Source organism: Vibrio diabolicus (genome assembly GCF_011801455.1).
GTDB lineage: Bacteria > Pseudomonadota > Gammaproteobacteria > Enterobacterales > Vibrionaceae > Vibrio > Vibrio diabolicus.
In genome coordinates this window covers 2,343,968-2,362,840 of sequence record NZ_CP042451.1, presented here as the reverse complement: position 1 = coordinate 2,362,840, position 18,873 = coordinate 2,343,968, and the positions used below count along the sequence as shown (strand labels likewise).

Here is an 18,873-nt window from a genome sequence, read left to right as displayed (position 1 = left end):
AGGGTCGCAAAAGCGACCCTTTTTGTAGAGCGATTAAGCGACTTGTACTTGCTGCTCTTCGACTTGTTCTGCTGTGCTGTGAGTATTCTCTGCACCATGCATCCAGCGAACGAGCGTATTCGAGAATAGAAGTAGGATGACACCACTCACGGTAGCGCTGACGGCAATGCCACTAAAGATAGCCATTGCGCCCAATTCTCCTACGTGAGATCCCACATAGCCCGCAACGTAGTTTGCAATTGCATTACAGCCAAACCATGCACCCATCATGAGTGAAGCTAAGCGAAGCGGTGCTAACTTGGTCACCAGTGAAAGACCAATTGGAGATAAGCACAGTTCGCCCAATGTATGGAAGAAGAAAGCACCCACCAGCCACAACATTGATGTTTTTACCGTTGTGTCTCCACCTTGTTCTAGCACAGCGCCAACCATACATAGGAAGCCAATTGCCAAGAAAAATAGTGCCATCGCAAATTTCACTGGCGACGTAGGTTCGCGTTTACCCAGTTTTACCCAAAGGACCGCCAGAACTGGTGCTAGGGTAATAATGAAAAATGGGTTTAGCGATTGGAACCACGCAGCAGGTACTTCAAAGCCACCAATCATACGATCAGTATATTGTTGAGTGTAGATGTTCATTAGGCCACCGGCCTGCTCAAAGCCAGCCCAGAAGACGATAGTGAATAAGCTCATGACCAAAATTACTTTTAGTCGGTTTACTTCTTCTTTCGTTAGGGGTTGCTTCGTGGTTGAGTTTTTGTTGCTTAGATCTCGTTTTGCTGCGGGCTCGCGACCGATGTCACCAAGCCAAGACTGAGCTAGCACCATTTGCATCACTAAGCTAATAATCATACCTACACCTGCGGCCACAAAACCGGCTTTCCAACCGTAAGAGGTTGTCACAGAGCCAGAAACGACGCCTGCAAGTAATGCACCTAAGTTGATCCCCATGTAGAAGATGGTGAATGCACCGTCACGACGGTTGTCACCCTCTTTATATAAATCGCCAACCATGGTTGAGATATTCGGCTTAAAGAGGCCGTTACCAGTGATAAGCAGACCAAGGCCTAAATAGAAACTGTGTAGCGAACCAATACCCAGAGCGTCAGCAGGAAGTGCGAGTGTAAACTGGCCGATAGCCATTAACGCGCCACCAAGCAAAATTGAACGGCGTTGACCTAGATAGTTATCCGCTAAGTAACCACCGATAAGAGGAGTGATATACACAAGACCAGTATAAATACCGTATAGGTCTAGTGCGTCTTTGGTTGACCAGCCAAGGCCGCCATTCATCGTTGTATCTGTAAGGTAAAGTACTAGAATGGCGCGCATTGCGTAGTAAGAAAAGCGTTCCCACAGTTCAGTACCGAACAATAAGAACAAGCCACGAGGATGGCCGAAATATTGATGTTGGTTTGACATAAGCTCTTCTAATAATAGTTATTACATTTTTTAACGACTTCTACGTATACATTGCAATTTAATGAGTGACAAATAATAAAATTTTGCCTTACGACTAAAGTTGTTTGTTAAGTGACTGTTTTTGAGTGGATTTGCAGATGATATGATGGCGTGTTGGCTGTGCTACAAACTTAATTTCCATTTTTGTCTATGGACTTCTTCTCGTAAGTTCTTGAAAAGATACCGTTAATGCGAGCGATGTATAATCATACTTTTATAGATAAACTGAATGTCAATGACTCAACTTGGGCTTAATGCTAGGATAAAAACAAAATAGAATTGGCTAGTAAAAAAGATGAAACGTTGGTATCTACTTTATTGTAAACGTGGGGAGCAGGTTAGGGCGAAACAGCACCTTGAAAACCAAGGTGTAGAGTGCTTTTATCCAACTGTAGAAGTTGAGAAGATTTTGCGCGGGAAAAGACAAAAAGTCGAAGAGCCGCTGTTTCCTTGTTATGTGTTTGCTTACTTTGATTATGAACAGGGACCTAACTTCACCTCAGTCCGCTCCACTCGAGGGGTTGTTGATTTTGTGCGTTTTGGTGCTCAACCGAAAGAAGTCCAAGGTGACTTAGTCTTTGAATTGATGCAGCTAGAAAAATGCTGTAATGAAAATACCGCTTCTGAGTGTATGCCAAAACCAGGTGATCAAATCCGAGTTAAGAGCGGTCAGTTTGCTGGTATAGATGCTATCTTCCAAGAGCAAGATGGTGAGAAACGCTCAATCATGTTAGTGCAGATGATCACTAAACGAGTGCCTGTCAGTATTGATAACAGCGATTTAGACTTGAAATAGCTAATGTGTAAAAACAAAAAAAGAGGTGCTTTGGCACCTCTTTTTTAATCTTGCTGGTAATCACCAGCAGTGGGACGCTGTTTAGCGAGCTTAGCAAAACAACGATGGTTACCGATTAGGAGTAGGGCATGACACCCTACTTAGTCGCTTAGTAAGCGTCGTTATGGACGGTTTGCACCGCACGACCTGACGGGTCTACACAGTTTTGGAATGACTCATCCCATTCAATCGCTTTCGCTGATGAACAAGCTACTGAAGGACCACCTGGCACACACTCAGCCGCTGAAGGTAGTGGGAATAGCTCTTCAAAGATTTCTCGGTACACGTAACCTTCTTTGGTGGTTGGCGTGTTGTATGGGAAGCGGTATTGAGCCGTTTCCATCTGCTGATCCGTCACTTTTTGCTCTGCGACTTCTTTCAACGTATCAATCCAGCTGTAACCTACGCCATCAGAGAACTGCTCTTTTTGACGCCATGCGATCGACTCTGGCAAGTAATGCTCAAAACACTCGCGTAGAATGTGTTTTTCCATTTTGCCGTTGCCACACATCTTATCTGCTGGGTTTAGGCGCATTGCAACATCAATAAACTCTTTATCAAGGAACGGTACTCGGCCTTCAACCCCCCATGCCGCTAGCGATTTGTTTGCGCGCGCGCAGTCAAACATGTTCAGAGCAAGCAGCTTACGTACTGTTTCTTCGTGGAACTCTTTCGCGTTTGGTGCTTTGTGGAAATATAGGTAACCACCAAAGATCTCATCTGCACCTTCACCAGAAAGTACCATCTTAATGCCCATCGCTTTGATCTTGCGACCCATTAAGAACATAGGCGTGGATGCGCGGATGGTGGTCACATCGTACGTTTCGATGTGGTAAATCACGTCGCGAATCGCGTCGAGACCTTCTTGAATTGTATAAGTCATTTCATGGTGAACGGTACCGATTTGGTCGGCAACTTCGCGAGCGGCTTTCAGGTCAGGCGCGCCTTCTAGACCCACAGCAAAAGAGTGCAGTTGTGGCCACCAAGCTTCTGACTTTTCATCGTCTTCAATTCGCATTGCAGCAAAACGTTTAGCCACAGCAGAGGTGATGGATGAATCTAAACCACCTGATAGTAAAACACCATATGGAACATCCGTCATTAGTTGGCGTTTAACCGCTGCTTCTAGTGCTTCAGTCAGTTCTTCTTTGCTGGTGGTGTTACCTTGAACGGCAGCGTATTCGTTCCAGTCACGAACATAGTAACGCGTTGGCTCGGCATCTTTTGAACTGTAGTAGCTACCAGGAGGGAACTCGCTCACTGTTTTACATACTGGAACAAGTGCCTTCATCTCTGATGCAACATAGTAGTTGCCATGCTCATCATGACCTTGATAAAGAGGGATAATGCCAATGTGGTCGCGACCGACTAAGTATTCGTCTTTTTCTTCATCGTACAGAACAAAAGCGAAAATACCGTTTAGTTCTTCAAGGAGATCTGCACCCATATCTTGGTACAGTGCAAGAATGACTTCACAGTCTGAATCGGTTTGAAACTCGTATTTTCCTTCGTAACGAGCACGAATTTCTTTATGGTTGTAGATTTCACCATTGACTGCAAGGATGAGCTTTTTATCAGGGCTGTATAGCGGTTGTGCACCACTATTTAGACCAACAATCGCCAAGCGCTCATGCGCTAAAATAGCGCGCTCTGAAGAGTAAATCCCAGACCAGTCAGGGCCACGATGACGAAGTTTTTTCGACATTTCTAATGCGATAGGGCGCAATGCGGCTGCATCGCTTTTAATGTCTAAAATGCCAAATACTGAACACATACTACATCCTTACTAAACTAAATAATTTCTAATCGGTATGGCTTCAATTTGCCATTACTAGTAAAAAAAGCAACGTTTTGTGATTATAAAAATGATAAAAAGCCTTGTTGTGTAAATATTATTTAATTTAATGGCTGGTTTGGTGAATGGAATCAAGGTTTGGTATAAAAACCATACAAAAAAGCCTTTCTATTGATAGAAAGGCTTTTAAAAAATATTAGTATGGTTGCTTATTTTATTGGTGTGAACTGAGGTTCAAGTTGTTTACACACATGTCGAGCAAAACCGCTACCTGCTTCACTGTATATATTGAATGCGGCGTCAACTCCGCTTTCCAGCAAACCTTCCAACTGATCTGGGTACTCGGCGATAGCAGCTATTTGCCCTTTATATTTTCTGCGTTTAAGCTGCTCAAGTGCGGTTTGGTTACCTTGATGATGAGGCATGGCAAGCAGCACCAGTTTGACATGACCTGTATCTAAAATTCGTTCCCAAAAATCTGGGTCTGTGGCATCGCCAGCGATCACGTTTCTTCCCTCTGAACGGTGCTGATGTGCTGCATCTTCACGAATTTCTATGCCTAGTGAAATTTTGCCATAGCGCGCACGTAATTCATCATAGGCCCCTGTCCCGATGCGGCCCATGCCTAAGATCAATACCTGGGCATGCCCAGGGTTAATGAGTTGGTCACGCTGGTTAAGCTTTTCTGCGGCTGTCTCTTGCAGCCACTTGCCGGAGTGTTGATAAATTTTGTGGCTAAGGCGGTTAAGTGGCGCAGAAATAATAAAGGACACAGACACCGCAACCGCAATCGCAGCGAGCATATCGCTTGGCATCCAGCCCATTTTGTAAGCCAACCCTGCGACTATAAGGCCAAACTCACTGTAGTTGAACAGCGATAAAGAGGCGAGCAAAGAGGTACGTACTCGAAACTTAAAGTGATTAATCGTGACGAAGTACAAGAGCCCCTTTATTGGCAGCAGTAAGATAAATAGTAGGGCGAGTACGACGCCATTGACGCTCAATGAAGCGGACAAGCCAATGTTTAAAAAGAAGCAGACTAAGAACAGCTCCTTCATATTGAATAGCGATTTGGATAGCTCTGAAGCTTTAGGGTGGCCTGCGAGTAACATGCCTAAAATCAGCGCGCCCAAATCTGGTTTCATACCGACCAGTTCGAATAGCCCTGCCCCAACAACAAGCGCGAAGAAAATACCGAACAGCACCAGCATTTCGCCGTGGCCAACTTTATCTAACAGCTTATAGAATAGTGGACGAAGGAAAGGCAATGCGAACAAACCAATGGCATACCATTCTGGGACTTTGCCGGTTGAAGCAGTCAGGAATACCACGGCAAAAATATCTTGCATAACCAAGATACCGATCGCGAGTGTGCCGTAGGTGGCGTTCATTTCCCCTTTTTCTTGCAATGCTTTTACGGCAAAAACGGTACTGGAGAACGATAGTGCAAAAGCTAAAAGTAGGATTTGACCGCTATCCATACTGGCGAGCGAAGTTAAGCCCAGTAGTTTTAAACCTGATAGCGCTAGTGTAAAAAAAGCGGTAGACAGTATGTTGTGGGCGGTCGCTCCTCCCCATATTTCTTTGGACAGTAGCGTTTTGACATCAAGCTTGAGTCCGATCGTGAATAGAAGAAGAGTGACACCAAGATCTGCAAGAGTGACGATAACGTCATTGCTTTGATAGCCAAATGCATGCAAACCAAATCCTGCCAGTAGAAAACCAACGAGGGGAGGGAGGCTACATTTAAGCGCAATAAAGCCAGCTAAAAAAGCTGTTGTAATTAGAATAATTTCCATACTGTTGAGCTGTATTCCTGATATACAAAAACGGGCTGTGAAAACACAGCCCGAGATTGTAACTCAATTAGTTGTATAAACTTAGTCTTCAAGTAACTTTTGTAACAAAACTCCGTTTAGCATTGCGCGTTTAATCATCGCAAATGCGCCCATCGTTGGCTGCTTATCAATGTGTGAAGCCACGATAGGAAGGTCGTTATGGAAAGTTTTGAGAGATTGATTTTCGACATTGCGTTGAATGGCAGGGAAGACTATGTCTTGTGCGGCAGTAATGTCGCCCGCAATGACAATTTTCTGAGGATTAAACAAGTTAACGGTAATTGCAATCGCTTTACCTAACTGGTTACCCACTCGCACTAAACTCTGCTTTGCAAGTTCGTCACCATCCATTGCATGCTGACACACTGCTTCAATCGTGATGTTTTCAAGGTCAGTCAAGCTTGACTCATAGCCTTGAGCAATCAGTTGTTTTACTCGTTGGATAATAGCTGGGTTCGCTGCTACGGTTTCTAAGCAACCAAAGTTCCCACATTGGCACTGTTCACCAAGCGGATCGATTTGGATATGACCAATTTCACCGACGTTGCGGTTAAAACCAAGAAAAACCTGGCCGTTAACGATAATACCTGCACCAGTACCGCGGTGAACGCTAACTAAAATGGAGTCCTGACAGTCTTGGCTTGCCCCAAAGTAGTGCTCCGCTAACGCCATGCCACGTACGTCATTCCCAACAAAGCATGCGGTATTAAACTTCTCTCCAACAATTTCACCCAGCGCCAGATTATCGATATCGGTATTCGGCATGTACTCAACCACGCCTGTTGTTGGGTTTACAAGGCCCGGTAGCGTAATACCAATTGCGATGAGCTGATCAATTTTGTCTTCGCAACGGTTTACGAATTCTTTAAGTAAATCGATAAGCCCAGCGATCAAGTCAGCTTGGTTGGTGTAATGCAGTTCGTGTTGATCTTCCGCAAGTGCAGTGCCACCTAAATCGTACAAACAAAATTGTACGTAATCTCGACCTAAACGAACCGCAATAGAGTGGAAGGGTTTGACTTCGGTGGTCAGAGAGATTGCACGACGACCACCAGTTGAAGCTTGCTGGGCGACCTCTTTAATAAGGCCGCGCTCTAAAAGTTGGCGGGTTATTTTGGTAACACTAGCAGGTGCGAGCTGGCTCACATCTGCGACTTGAATACGGGAGATAGGACCTTGCTGATCAATCAGCCTATATACCGCAGCGCTGTTAAGCTGTTTTACTAAATCTACATTACCAATCTGTCCGCCATTCATGCTTAATTTTGCTCGTATTGTCCGTTAACAACCGTCGCTTTTACTTTGAAGTCACGATCGAAAATGGTTAGGTTTGCAACCATCCCTTTTCGAACTCGGCCAAGGCGATCCTCAACACCAATTGCAGTTGCTGGGTATAACGTGGCCATTCGTAGAGCTTCGTCTAAAGCGATCCCCGCGTGCTCAACTGAATTCTGAACTGCTTCTATCATTGTCAAAGCTGAGCCGCCTAGTGTGCCGTTTTCATCAACACACTTACCATCTCGGTAATATACTTTCTTACCGACAAAAATAAAGTGATCAATGTTAGCACCTGCTGGAGCTGTGGCATCCGTCACCAAAACAAGCTTTTCACCTTTGATTTTATGAGCAATTCGGATGTTTGCGTAGTCTACGTGGAAACCATCAGCAATAATGCCAGCATAAACGTCAGGCGTATCATAAATTGCACCAACAACTCCAGGTTCACGACCAACCATAGGTGTCATCGCATTAAATAGGTGTGTGGCAAAAGTAATACCTGCTTCAAAGCCTTTACGCGCTTCGGCGTAGGTCGCATTTGTATGACCAATAGAAACTACGATGCCGGCTGCTTTTAATCGTGCAATATGCTCTGGATCGTTTTGCTCTGGTGCAAGCGTTACTTTAGCGATGATGTCGGCGTTTGCGCAGATCAGATCAATCATGCTTTCATCTGACGGGCGAATAAAATCGACGTTGTGGATACCTTTTTTCGCGACGTTAAGATAAGGGCCTTCTAGGTGTAGACCAAGTGATTGGTTTTGATATTGGTTATGATATTCACGAGCGGCAGAAATTGCAGTTCGCATATCTTCGTCTGATGAAGTAATGAGCGTTGGTAAGAAGCTAGTACAGCCGGACTTGAGGTTTGCTTCGTGCATGATTTGCATGGTTTCCGGTGTGATTGCATCGTTTAGCATTACACCGCCACAGCCATTCAGTTGCAGGTCGATAAAGCCCGGACTTAGGTTTGCGCCTGCGAGGTCTTTCACTTCGATGCCCTGAGGTAGCTCTGCAACCGGCACAATAGATTGAATAAGGTCGTTTTCGATGATGACCGCATGATCGGTAAGAACATCACTACCGGTATAAATTTTACAGTTACTTAGCGCGTACATAGTCAGCTAGTCCTTATAGATGAGAATTCAATTTCTATATCGTTACCTAAGTGGAGACTGCTTTAGTCATATGGGTACTTAGTTTGTATCACTGAATTAGATAACGAGTCACATACAGCAAGTCGCGTTTTATCGATGTTATTGTCATAGTAACTAACTGAAAAGTAATAATTGTATGGTTTTTTATGATTCTTTTTCAGAGCAAAGTTACAGTGATTTACCCGCCTAGATACCAAAATAACACTGATTCTGCCTTGCATAAAGTGCGAGAATATTATCTTTAAAACGCCATTTTTTCGTATAATAAAATAAGTTTTATGATCTCGCTAGCAAAAACCTTCCGAAAGGGCAAATTGTGGTGATTATGATCACAAACGGTGAGCTTTTAATTTGCGGAGCAAAATTAATGTCATAAACTGAGGATGACTAAATTGGACGACTGAAATAAGTCATTCAACATAACATCTAATCCTATAGGGGGAACTTAAGGTGAATATTCTCGGATACTTCCAGAAGGTGGGTAAGGCGCTTATGGTGCCGGTTGCCACACTTCCTGCAGCAGCAATACTCATGGGTATTGGCTACTGGATCGACCCAAATGGCTGGGGCGCAAACAGTGCACTTGCTGCATTTCTTATTAAAGCTGGTGCAGCGATCATTGACAACATGTCAGTATTGTTCGCTGTTGGTGTTGCTTACGGAATGTCTAAAGACAAAGATGGCGCCGCTGCACTTTCAGGTTTCGTGGGCTTCTTAGTTGTCACAACGCTTTTGGCCCCTGGTGCAGTATCACAAATTCAAGGCATTGACCCAAGTGAAGTACCTGCTGCATTTGGTAAAATCAATAACCAGTTCGTAGGTATCTTGGTTGGTATTGTTTCTGCTGAGTTGTACAACCGTTTTTCTCACGTAGAGCTGCACAAAGCACTGGCGTTTTTCTCTGGTAAGCGTCTTGTACCTATCCTAACGTCTTTTGCCGGTATCGTTATTGCGTTCATCCTGATGTACGTTTGGCCATCAGTATACGGTGGTCTGGTAAGTTTTGGCGAAAGCATTCAAGGTATGGGTGAAGCAGGTGCAGGTGTTTACGCATTCTTCAACCGTCTTCTAATTCCTGTTGGTCTGCACCATGCACTAAACTCAGTGTTCTGGTTTGATGTTGCTGGTATCAATGACATTCCAAACTTCCTTGGCGGTGCGAAATCATTAGCTGAAGGCACGGCAACGGTAGGTGTTACGGGGATGTACCAAGCGGGCTTCTTCCCAATCATGATGTTTGGTTTACCAGGCGCTGCTCTAGCGATGTACCATACTGCGAAATCAAAGAATAAAGAGAAAGTGGCATCTATCATGATTGCGGCTGCGTTTGCTTCATTCTTTACAGGTGTAACAGAACCACTTGAATTTGCATTCATGTTCCTTGCTCCAGGACTGTACGTTCTTCACGCAGCGATGACTGGTCTATCAGTTTATATCGCGGCATCAATGCAGTGGATTGCAGGTTTCGGTTTCTCTGCTGGTTTAGTCGACTTAGTATTGTCGACTCGTAACCCGCTAGCGGTAAACTGGTACATGCTCATTGTACAAGGTCTTGGTTTCTTTGCGGTTTACTACTTCGTGTTCCGTACCGTGATTGTTAAGTTTGGCCTTAAAACACCGGGACGTGAAGATGATGAAGAATCTTCATCTAACGTGGCTGGATCAAGCAATTCTTCAGAGCTTGCTCGTCAGTACTTGAAGGCACTTGGCGGTCATGACAACCTAAGTTCTATCGATGCCTGTATTACTCGTTTGCGCCTTTCTGTGAAAGATATGAGCGTTATCAATGAGAAAACTCTGAAAGATCTTGGAGCTATGGGAGTTGTGAAGCTAGGTACAAACAACCTACAAGTTATTCTTGGTCCACTAGCAGAGATTGTTGCTGGTGAGATGAAGAATGTATCTAAAGATGAAGACTTAAGTGGTGTTCAGCTACCAGCTTAACTGTTTAATAGTGGTGTGATTGTTTGTTATTGGTATTGCAAACAATTGATACTACAACATCGCAAAAGGCCTCCGCAGGAGGCCTTTTTTCGTTTAGGCCCTTTGAATCTGCTGTGCTTTCGCACTAACTCGATAAATATTGTCGTTTTAGCGCGAGTTCTTGTTGTCTAATTGCTTAGAATTGTGGATCATTAGAAACAATGTACTCTGCAAAACCATACTTGGATGCAGAGTTCCGTTTTCTCTGACAATACTAATATTTTTGAGGTGCTATAGATGAGTGAAGCTGATGCTCGTCCATCAAACTTTATTCGCCAGATCATTGATAAAGATCTAGCGGATGGTAAACACACTAGCGTGCATACTCGATTCCCGCCGGAGCCAAATGGCTACCTGCATATCGGTCATGCTAAGTCTATCTGTTTGAACTTCGGTATTGCTCAGGACTACCAGGGTCAATGTAATCTACGTTTCGACGATACGAACCCTGAAAAAGAAGACATCGAATACGTTGAGTCTATCAAGAAAGATGTAAACTGGTTGGGCTTTGAGTGGAGTGGTGAAGTATGTTACTCATCAAACTACTTCGATAAGCTTTACGAATATGCAATTGAATTGATTAACAAAGGCTTAGCGTATGTAGATGAGCTAAGTCCAGAGCAGATTCGTGAATACCGTGGCACGCTAAAGGCGCCAGGTAAACCAAGCCCATACCGTGACCGTTCTGTTGAAGAGAACTTAGCGTTATTTGAAAAAATGCGCGCTGGTGAATTTGAAGAAGGTAAAGCGTGTCTTCGTGCCAAGATTGACATGGGTTCTTCATTCATGGTTATGCGCGATCCAGTTTTATACCGTGTGCGTTTTGCTACGCACCACCAAACTGGTGATAAGTGGTGCATTTACCCAATGTACGACTTCACGCACTGTATCTCTGATGCATTAGAAGGCATTACACACTCTATCTGTACGCTTGAGTTTATGGATAACCGTCGTCTGTACGACTGGGTTCTGGACAACATCACGATCGAAAGCCGTCCACATCAGTACGAGTTTAGTCGCCTAAACCTTGAATACACGGTGATGTCTAAGCGTAAGCTTAATCAACTCGTCACTGAAAAACTGGTTAACGGTTGGGATGACCCACGTATGCCAACAGTCTCAGGTCTGCGTCGTCGTGGCTTCACGCCAGCATCTATCCGTGAGTTCTGTAAGCGTATTGGTGTAACGAAGCAAGAAAATATGATCGAGTTTAGCTCATTAGAATCTTGTATTCGTGATGACCTAAACGAGAACGCTCCGCGTGCAATGGCTGTGCTGGATCCTGTTAAAGTTGTTATCGAAAACTTTGAAGAAGGTGCAGTAGAAAACTTGACGGTTGCTAATCACCCAAACAAACCAGAGATGGGTGTGCGTGAAGTACCATTCACTCGTGAGTTGTGGATTGAGCGTGAAGACTTCCGTGAAGAGGCGAACAAAAAGTACAAGCGTTTAGTGCTAGGTAAAGAAGTTCGCTTACGTGGTGCTTACGTGATCAAAGCAGAGCGTGTTGAAAAAGATGCCGAAGGCAACATCACGACTATCTTCTGTTCTTACGATGCAGACACACTAGGTAAGAACCCGGCTGATGGCCGTAAAGTAAAAGGTGTGATTCATTGGGTATCAGCTGATAAAGCATTACCAGCGGAAATCCGTCTGTACGATCGTCTATTTACGGTTCCAAACCCGGGTGCAGCAGAAGACTTTGCTTCTACAATCAACCCTGAATCATTAGTTGTGATCAATGGTTTTGTAGAGCCTAGCTTAGCGTCTGCAGTAGCAGAAAAAGGCTACCAGTTTGAGCGTATGGGTTACTTCTGCGCAGACTCGAAAGATTCTTCAGCAGATAAACTAGTATTCAACCGCACGGTTGGTCTACGTGATACTTGGGCAAAAATTGAGAACCAATAATCTCGATTAATGCAAAAACCGATAAAAATGCCAGCAAATGCTGGCATTTTTTTATTCTCATTATCGTAATGCGGCGGTTATAGGTAGTGTAGGGAGTTGCTTAAGAACGAGGGACGTTTGATAAATGTTCGGTTTGGAGGCAAAACAATCATGTTTATTAAGGTTTGAATTGGTAAGTCTAATCGACGCTTTACAAAAGTTGGTACGGCAATTCAGCTATTGAAAGATATCGCCCTCAGAAACAAAAAACGCCAGCATGAGCTGACGTTTATTTTAAATCAACAAACCGTTATTTTTTTGGTTTGTGTGCATCTGGATTGTCTTTACAACCACCATCACTGCACTTGCCGTACAAGTATAAGCTGTGGTTTGTTAGCGTGACATTGTACTTAGCTGCAATCTCTTTTTGACGTTCTTCAATAAGATCGTCAGAAAATTCAATTACCTCACCACAGTCTAGGCACACTAGATGGTCGTGGTGATGTTGAGTCGATAATTCGAAGACTGACTTACCACCTTCAAAGTGGTGACGAGTTACAATACCAGCATCATCGAATTGGTTTAGAACTCGGTAAACAGTTGCTAGGCCAATCTCTTCACCTAGATCAATCAACTTTTTGTACAAATCTTCAGCACTGATGTGCTGGCAGTCTGGCTGCTGAAGTACTTCTAGAATTTTTAGCCTTGGAAGGGTTACTTTTAAACCCGCATCCTTCAGCGCCTGATTATTATCTGACATATACTTTCCCGTTGGATCATCTGCAGCGATTTAACAGAATTCAATCTTCCTACCATTATAGGATAAGCGCTCAGAACATTAAACCACGAACTTCAAAGGGTTAATAGAATCTTTTTGTAAATTAGAAACAGGTCGATTATATTACAGATCTGACCAGTTACAATTATGTAACATTGAGCTTGGAGAGGGCACGGACTGCGATGAATAAGCGACTTGCGAAGATATACAAACCAGGAATTGTAAAATTCGCACTCAATATTTGGCCACCTTTTTGGGGCGCTGGTATTAAAATCTTACATATTTCTGAAGACTTTCGTACCGTGAAGGTGCGTTTGAAGCTTCGCTGGTGGAATAAAAACGCCAATCGTACTCAGTATGGTGGCAGTATTTTCTCTTTAACTGATCCCATTTACTCGTTGATGCTGATGGGGATTCTACGCGAGGAGTATTACGTGTGGGATAAAGAGGCGAGTATTAACTTTATTAAGCCAGGGCAAAGTGATTTATATGCAGAATTCGAAGTTACTGAAGGGATGCTAGAAAACATTTATCAAATGACACGGAATGGAGAAAAGTGTTTTCCTGAATTTATTACCCATGTAAAAGATAAGCAGGGGAATGTGGTTTCAGAGGTTCAACGCAAGCTTTATGTAAGAAAGAAACCTCAGTATCGCGAAGAGGAAGTGCTCACCGATGCTTTGTGAAAATATACAAAAAGACCTCCAATCGGAGGTCTTTGTATAATTCGATTTATTTAGCCTTCAAGCTCAGCTAAACACATTTCTTCGTAAATCTGTTTAACCCAGTTCTCAACACGTTCGTCAGTCAGTTCCGGTTGACGGTCTTCATCGATACATAGACCTACGAATTGGCTGTCGTCGCCTTCAACAAGTGCTTTAGACGCTTCAAATTCGTAGCCTTCTGTTGAAGTATGGCCAAGAATTGTGCCACCTTTAGACTCAACGATATCACGTACTGTGCCCATCGCGTCACAGAAGTACTCTGCGTAGTCCTCTTGGTCGCCACAGCCAAAGATAGCCACTAGCTTAGTAGAGAAGTCGATTTGCTCAAGTTCAGGGAAGAAATCATCCCAATCACATTGTGCTTCGCCGTAGTACCAAGTTGGGATACCTAGAAGAAGAAGATCGAAGTTATCAATGTCTTCTTTGCTGCTTTTCGCGATGTCTTGAACGTGAACTAGATGCTTACCTAGTTGCTTTTGAATCATCTTTGCAACGGCTTCAGTATTACCTGTGTCGCTACCGAAGAAGATACCTACACTTGCCATAGAGTCTATACCTTTACATTGTTTGTTATTGGCGATGGTACTAAGGGTTTAACCTAACCCAGAGCCTTCCCAAGTTAGCTGAATTACACCTTTTGCAATAAAGCCAGCACAGCCTAGGAAAAGGACTAACCACACAATACGACGACCAAAAACAGGTACATTGCCTTGCTTTAGCACATCTTTTATCGCCATCCCGATGAAAAAGAAGATAGCAGCAAAAAGAAGATCGAGCCCAATAGACTCGAGCATATCCATATAGTCGTAAAGCATTTTAGCCCTTCATGCCGAAAAATCTTGGGCGCACTATACCACTGTTAAACGGTAAAGTTAATGCACTACAAGAAGGGTTATTTCAATAATCTATTGTTGCTTTTCGAATTTGTTAACTCGAAATGTATTTCCGAATGACTCTCATTACTTCAGCCGGTTTTTCGGCGTGAAGCCAGTGGCCAGTATTAGCGATAATATGTGCTTTTGCTTGTTTGAACTGTTTTTGCACCGCAGGTTGGTGCTCTGGCATTAAGTAATCGGAATCACCACCTTTAACAAACAGAGTGGGTATGTCTGTTGGGGCAATTTCCTGCCAGCCGATAATTTGTGCGTAATTCTCAAAAAGGCTCGGTACGTTAAACCGCCAGTCCATTTTATCGCCATTTTTGTATAGTGACTTAGAGAGAAATTGTCTTACACCGTCGATCTCAACATGTTGAGCTAGGATATCCATCGCTTGTTGACGGCTTGCTGGCTTTTCGTTAATTACGGCGTGTAAACCATTAAACACATTGTCGTGACGGTTTGCTGTGTAGGCGACAGGTGCCATGTCGAGCACAACCAACTGTTTGACGAGCTCTGGAGCAATGTCCACCAGTGTCATCGCGACCTTTCCACCCATTGAATGCCCAATAATAATAGATGGATCTACATTTAAGTGTTGTAGGAGTTGTGCCACATCTTTTGCCATGTCGGCGTAATTATGAATGTTTGAGTGAAAAGAGAGGCCGTGATTTCTCAGATCAATACTGATCACCGTGTGATCTTTAATAAGATCGCGGGCTAGTAGACCCAGATTACTTAAACTACCAAACAATCCGTGAATCAAAACAACTGTTTGGCCTTGGCCTTCCTGCTTATAGTTGAGTAATGCTGACATTTTATCTTATTCGTGATGGGTTTAACGTGGAGTATCCGAGAGGATCTCGTTATAATCCCCCAGAGTTTAAACATTGAGAATGTGAAAAGCGAATGAAAACAATTGAGGTTGATGAGGATCTATACCGTTACATTGCTAGCCAAACTAAGCATATCGGTGAAAGCGCCTCGGATATTTTGCGACGCCTTTTAAACCTTGATGGTCAGTTGCAGGAAGCTGAAGCCGCGCCTGTAGTAGAGAAGCCACAAGGGATTGTAGTAAGTAAAGATGCGGGTAAAACGGAATCTGTTGATGTAGTGAAAGAAATGCGTTCGCTGCTTATTTCTGATGAGTTTGCCGGTCTAAAAAAAGCGATTGATCGCTTTATGTTAGTACTATCGACCTTACATAAATTAAATCCAGAAGGTTTCGCGCAGGCTACGAATGTAAAGGGGCGTAAACGCGTGTACTTTGCAGATAATGAAGAAACCTTGTTGGCAAATGGCAACACGACCAAGCCAAAAGCCATTCCTGGCACACCGTTTTGGGTTATCACGAACAACAATACCAGTCGTAAAAGACAGATGGTTGAACAAGTGATGACACACATGGGGTACCAACCTGACTTAATAGAAAAAGTAACAGGTTCAATCTAAGAAACCTGATAGAAGCCTCATAATGTGTCGCAGTTAGCGGATATTATGAGGCTTTTTTAATTTTATTTGTATTTAAAGAAAGGATGTCAAACATGGCTATGCACCCTCGTGCTGGGCAAAAAGCGCAGCAGGAAGATCTTCATAATATTCCGGCACTTGTTGCCAATTACTTCTTGCTTCAACCTGATGCTAAGAACCCCGATCACAAGGTTCAATTCGGCACATCAGGTCACCGTGGTACCGCTGATAAGCATACATTTAACGAAAACCACATTTTGGCTATTGCTCAAGCGGTTGCAGAAGTTCGTGCCCAGCAAGGGACCACAGGTCCTTTGTTTGTCGGTAAAGACACGCATGCTTTGTCTGAACCTGCATTTTCTAGCGTGATTGAAGTTTTGATTGCGAATGGCGTAAAAGTCATCGTACAGCAGGATAACGGCTACACGCCAACACCAGGTATCTCGCACGCAATTCTGACTTACAACATCAAGCACGATGAAAAAGCAGACGGTATTGTGATTACACCGTCTCATAACCCACCACAAGACGGCGGTATCAAATACAATCCGACTCACGGTGGTCCAGCAGAAGCTGAGTTGACTCAAGCTATCGAAGATCGTGCGAACGCACTGATTGCCGAAGGTTTACAAGGTGTTAAACGCTTACCACTAGCAGAAGCAAAAGCATCGGATCTGTTTGTGGAGATGGACTTGGTTAAACCCTATATCGATGATCTGGTGAACGTTATCGATATGGAAGCAATCCAAAAAGCAAATCTGAAGATTGGTGTAGATCCATTGGGTGGCAGCGGCATCGATTACTGGCGTCAAATTGGTCAGGCATACAACCTAGACCTAACGCTAGTAAGTGAAGCGATTGATCCTTCTTTCCAATTCATGTCTCTCGATAAAGACGGCGTTGTACGTATGGACTGTTCTTCTCCTTACGCAATGGCGGGTCTATTGGCACTGAAAGACGAATACGATTTAGCATTTGGTAACGATCCTGACTACGACCGTCACGGTATCGTTACGCCAAAAGGTTTGATGAACCCGAACCACTTCTTAGCCGTTTGTATCGACTACCTATACCGCCATCGTGAGGCATGGGGTAAAGATGTAGCTGTTGGTAAAACACTAGTATCAAGTGCACTGATTGACCGTGTTGTTGCGGATCTAGGTCGTGAGCTATGTGAAGTACCAGTAGGCTTTAAATGGTTTGTTGATGGTCTGTACACTGGTAAATTCGGCTTCGGTGGCGAAGAAAGTGCCGGGGCATCTTTTCTTCGTAAAGATGGTACGCCTTGGTCAACAGACAAAGACGGCATCTTGTTATGTCTTCTAGCGGCAGAGATCACTGCGGTAACGGGTAAGAACCCACAAGACTACTATGAACAGCTAGCGGCGAAACACGGTGAGTCGAAATACAACCGTATTCAAGCTGTAGCGAATGGCCCTCAAAAAGACGTACTGAAGAAGTTGTCACCAGAAATGGTCGCGGCTGAAACATTAGCGGGTGATCCAATTACGGCTCGTCTCACGCATGCGCCTGGTAATGGTGCTGCAATCGGTGGTCTAAAAGTAACGACTGCCAACGGCTGGTTTGCTGCTCGTCCATCAGGCACAGAGGACATCTACAAGATTTACTGTGAAAGCTTCAAAGGTGAAGAGCACCTAAAACAAATCGAAGCAGAAGCACAAGAGATCGTTAATCAAGTGTTTGCAGCTGCCGGCCTGTAAACCATTCAATAGTCGATTTAGAAAACAAAGGGTTGATGTGCAAGCATCAACCCTTTTGCGTTTTAAGATTCCTGAACTGAGTTGTTTCCGGGCCAGGAATCCGGTACCACAAACCAGAATTGACCGTCCTCCGTTTGTGCATGTACAAATCGGTCTGAAGGCTTTTCAATGGGTTGAGATAAATCGTCCGTACCAATCGCCCAGCATGGTTTGTGTAAATGATAAAGTGGCTTACCGATTAACTCCCATTGGCTCTGGTAGCACCAGTAACCACTAATCTGACTTGGATTTAGTTCATAACCCAAGCACTCGCTAGGAGTTGGCTCTGGAGTAAACGGATTAATATAGAGTCGTCCTTGTATCAATAGACGTTCTTGTGGAGCGTCGTTTAACGGAATTATTTTTTGAAATTCCGGGCGATCGCTCATTTTCAACTGATGAGTAAGCATTCTATTCAGTTTTGTATGCAGCTGGTCGTGAGCATTCGGACCATACCAAACGCCGTTATAAAGAAGATAAAACTTAATCGCTACTTCCCAGTGTTCTATTTGATTTGATTCTGTATTCCGCAACACCAAGTCGATAGCACCAATAGTCTTACCTTCGATGTCGTTTAACTGAACCTCTTCCGCGATAACCTGATATCGTTCTGAACTAGAGAGAACTGCAGTGCATAAGTGTTGATATAAAAAGCCCAATCTTGGATTACCATTGTATTGCTCAGCGTTATTTAAAGGCGTTACCGTAAGATCCTCTAAGGTTGTAAACGGAGGGCGTAACTTGAAAAGAGGAGGTGAAGTGGCGATCCATTGGTAAAAGCGTTGCAGTTGGTTCATCCGTATCCCTATATGTATGGTGAGGCGACAAGCTTTGTTATTGTAACTAAATTTGCTTTTGAGGGTAGGGTGGCTAGCATCGATATTAGGGTTCGAGATACACTTTAAGTACCTAAATGATATCAAGGTGCCAGATGTCAAAACGTTGTTGTATCAACTAGGTTGCACACTCTCGGTCTGATTTCATCGAGAGGTTATTTAGGTTTACATCGCTAGAAATTGGAAGTAATA

General features: G+C 43.8%; 16 protein-coding genes. 6 read left to right on the top strand and 10 right to left on the bottom strand.

The genetic code is table 11. From position 1 onward, the window contains the following. Positions 1-33 precede the first annotated feature (33 nt). Entirely contained in the window at positions 34-1,422 is a 1,389-nt protein-coding gene (locus tag FR741_RS11170) for a peptide MFS transporter (protein ID WP_005393058.1), read from the bottom strand. A gap of 334 nt (positions 1,423-1,756) precedes the next feature. Here FR741_RS11170 and rfaH point away from each other — a divergent pair, with 334 nt between their 5' ends. Then, positions 1,757-2,257, top strand: a complete 501-nt coding sequence (gene rfaH, locus FR741_RS11165; protein WP_005393056.1) for a transcription/translation regulatory transformer protein RfaH — start codon at positions 1,757-1,759, stop codon at positions 2,255-2,257. Between the two features lie 148 nt (positions 2,258-2,405). Here the strand turns inward: rfaH and asnB are convergent, their stop codons facing one another. The 4 genes from asnB to nagA all read right to left on the bottom strand — a co-directional run bounded on the left by asnB (position 2,406) and on the right by nagA (position 8,325). Further along, a complete protein-coding gene (gene asnB / locus FR741_RS11160) occupies positions 2,406-4,070 on the bottom strand; it encodes an asparagine synthase B (protein ID WP_005393054.1) in 1,665 nt (554 codons plus the stop codon). 230 nt (positions 4,071-4,300) lie between these two features. Beyond that, entirely contained in the window at positions 4,301-5,890 is a 1,590-nt protein-coding gene (locus FR741_RS11155) for a cation:proton antiporter family protein (RefSeq protein ID WP_167426808.1), read from the bottom strand. Positions 5,891-5,971: 81 nt separating this feature from the next. Then, on the bottom strand, positions 5,972-7,186 hold the full coding sequence (gene nagC / locus FR741_RS11150) for a DNA-binding transcriptional regulator NagC (protein WP_005393050.1): 1,215 nt from the start codon (positions 7,184-7,186) through the stop codon (positions 5,972-5,974). 2 nt (positions 7,187-7,188) lie between these two features. Next, positions 7,189-8,325 (bottom strand): N-acetylglucosamine-6-phosphate deacetylase, encoded by a 1,137-nt coding sequence (gene nagA / locus FR741_RS11145; RefSeq protein ID WP_047009534.1) that lies wholly within the window; start codon positions 8,323-8,325, stop codon positions 7,189-7,191. Between the two features lie 489 nt (positions 8,326-8,814). Here nagA and nagE point away from each other — a divergent pair, with 489 nt between their 5' ends. Together nagE and glnS are read left to right on the top strand one after the other, a co-directional pair. Continuing rightward, complete coding sequence (gene nagE, locus FR741_RS11140; protein ID WP_167426807.1) at positions 8,815-10,308, top strand: N-acetylglucosamine-specific PTS transporter subunit IIBC; 1,494 nt, start codon at positions 8,815-8,817, stop codon at positions 10,306-10,308. Positions 10,309-10,584: 276 nt separating this feature from the next. Continuing rightward, a complete protein-coding gene (gene glnS / locus FR741_RS11135; RefSeq protein WP_047009533.1) occupies positions 10,585-12,255 on the top strand; it encodes a glutamine--tRNA ligase in 1,671 nt (556 codons plus the stop codon). A 289-nt stretch (positions 12,256-12,544) separates the two neighbouring features. Here glnS and fcrX read toward each other — a convergent pair whose 3' ends face one another. After that, positions 12,545-12,994, bottom strand: coding sequence for a ferric iron uptake transcriptional regulator FcrX (fcrX, locus tag FR741_RS11130; protein ID WP_005382141.1), 450 nt, complete (start codon positions 12,992-12,994; stop codon positions 12,545-12,547). A gap of 200 nt (positions 12,995-13,194) precedes the next feature. On the opposite strand from fcrX, the gene FR741_RS11125 reads away from it, so the two are divergent. Then, entirely contained in the window at positions 13,195-13,698 is a 504-nt protein-coding gene (locus FR741_RS11125; RefSeq protein ID WP_047009532.1) for a DUF4442 domain-containing protein, read from the top strand. A gap of 50 nt (positions 13,699-13,748) precedes the next feature. Here FR741_RS11125 and fldA read toward each other — a convergent pair whose 3' ends face one another. The 3 genes from fldA to FR741_RS11110 form a co-directional block, all read right to left on the bottom strand. Then, positions 13,749-14,282 (bottom strand): flavodoxin FldA, encoded by a 534-nt coding sequence (gene fldA / locus FR741_RS11120; RefSeq protein ID WP_005393040.1) that lies wholly within the window; start codon positions 14,280-14,282, stop codon positions 13,749-13,751. A gap of 48 nt (positions 14,283-14,330) precedes the next feature. After that, entirely contained in the window at positions 14,331-14,552 is a 222-nt protein-coding gene (locus FR741_RS11115) for a DUF2788 domain-containing protein (protein WP_005393038.1), read from the bottom strand. A 112-nt stretch (positions 14,553-14,664) separates the two neighbouring features. Then, the gene (locus FR741_RS11110) at positions 14,665-15,432 is read right to left on the bottom strand and encodes an alpha/beta fold hydrolase (protein ID WP_012842048.1); all 768 of its coding nucleotides are present in this window, start codon (positions 15,430-15,432) and stop codon (positions 14,665-14,667) included. A 92-nt stretch (positions 15,433-15,524) separates the two neighbouring features. Between FR741_RS11110 and seqA the strand changes: the two genes are divergently transcribed. Together seqA and pgm are read left to right on the top strand one after the other, a co-directional pair. Beyond that, on the top strand, positions 15,525-16,067 hold the full coding sequence (gene seqA, locus FR741_RS11105; RefSeq protein ID WP_005393026.1) for a replication initiation negative regulator SeqA: 543 nt from the start codon (positions 15,525-15,527) through the stop codon (positions 16,065-16,067). A gap of 92 nt (positions 16,068-16,159) precedes the next feature. After that, on the top strand, positions 16,160-17,806 hold the full coding sequence (gene pgm / locus FR741_RS11100) for a phosphoglucomutase (alpha-D-glucose-1,6-bisphosphate-dependent) (protein WP_167426806.1): 1,647 nt from the start codon (positions 16,160-16,162) through the stop codon (positions 17,804-17,806). 62 nt (positions 17,807-17,868) lie between these two features. Here pgm and FR741_RS11095 read toward each other — a convergent pair whose 3' ends face one another. After that, on the bottom strand, positions 17,869-18,642 hold the full coding sequence (locus FR741_RS11095; RefSeq protein ID WP_167426805.1) for a DUF1853 family protein: 774 nt from the start codon (positions 18,640-18,642) through the stop codon (positions 17,869-17,871). Between the last annotated feature and the right edge of the window lie 231 nt (positions 18,643-18,873).

Coding starts and splice junctions, on each gene's coding strand:
- FR741_RS11125 (WP_047009532.1), top strand. CDS start 13,195: ATGAATAAGCGACTTGCGAAGATATACAAACCAGGAATTGTAAAATTC.
- FR741_RS11155 (WP_167426808.1), bottom strand. CDS start 5,890: ATGGAAATTATTCTAATTACAACAGCTTTTTTAGCTGGCTTTATTGCG.
- seqA (WP_005393026.1), top strand. CDS start 15,525: ATGAAAACAATTGAGGTTGATGAGGATCTATACCGTTACATTGCTAGC.
- asnB (WP_005393054.1), bottom strand. CDS start 4,070: ATGTGTTCAGTATTTGGCATTTTAGACATTAAAAGCGATGCAGCCGCA.
- rfaH (WP_005393056.1), top strand. CDS start 1,757: ATGAAACGTTGGTATCTACTTTATTGTAAACGTGGGGAGCAGGTTAGG.
- FR741_RS11115 (WP_005393038.1), bottom strand. CDS start 14,552: ATGCTTTACGACTATATGGATATGCTCGAGTCTATTGGGCTCGATCTT.
- nagC (WP_005393050.1), bottom strand. CDS start 7,186: ATGAATGGCGGACAGATTGGTAATGTAGATTTAGTAAAACAGCTTAAC.
- fcrX (WP_005382141.1), bottom strand. CDS start 12,994: ATGTCAGATAATAATCAGGCGCTGAAGGATGCGGGTTTAAAAGTAACC.
- fldA (WP_005393040.1), bottom strand. CDS start 14,282: ATGGCAAGTGTAGGTATCTTCTTCGGTAGCGACACAGGTAATACTGAA.
- glnS (WP_047009533.1), top strand. CDS start 10,585: ATGAGTGAAGCTGATGCTCGTCCATCAAACTTTATTCGCCAGATCATT.
- FR741_RS11110 (WP_012842048.1), bottom strand. CDS start 15,432: ATGTCAGCATTACTCAACTATAAGCAGGAAGGCCAAGGCCAAACAGTT.
- nagA (WP_047009534.1), bottom strand. CDS start 8,325: ATGTACGCGCTAAGTAACTGTAAAATTTATACCGGTAGTGATGTTCTT.
- FR741_RS11095 (WP_167426805.1), bottom strand. CDS start 18,642: ATGAACCAACTGCAACGCTTTTACCAATGGATCGCCACTTCACCTCCT.
- pgm (WP_167426806.1), top strand. CDS start 16,160: ATGGCTATGCACCCTCGTGCTGGGCAAAAAGCGCAGCAGGAAGATCTT.
- FR741_RS11170 (WP_005393058.1), bottom strand. CDS start 1,422: ATGTCAAACCAACATCAATATTTCGGCCATCCTCGTGGCTTGTTCTTA.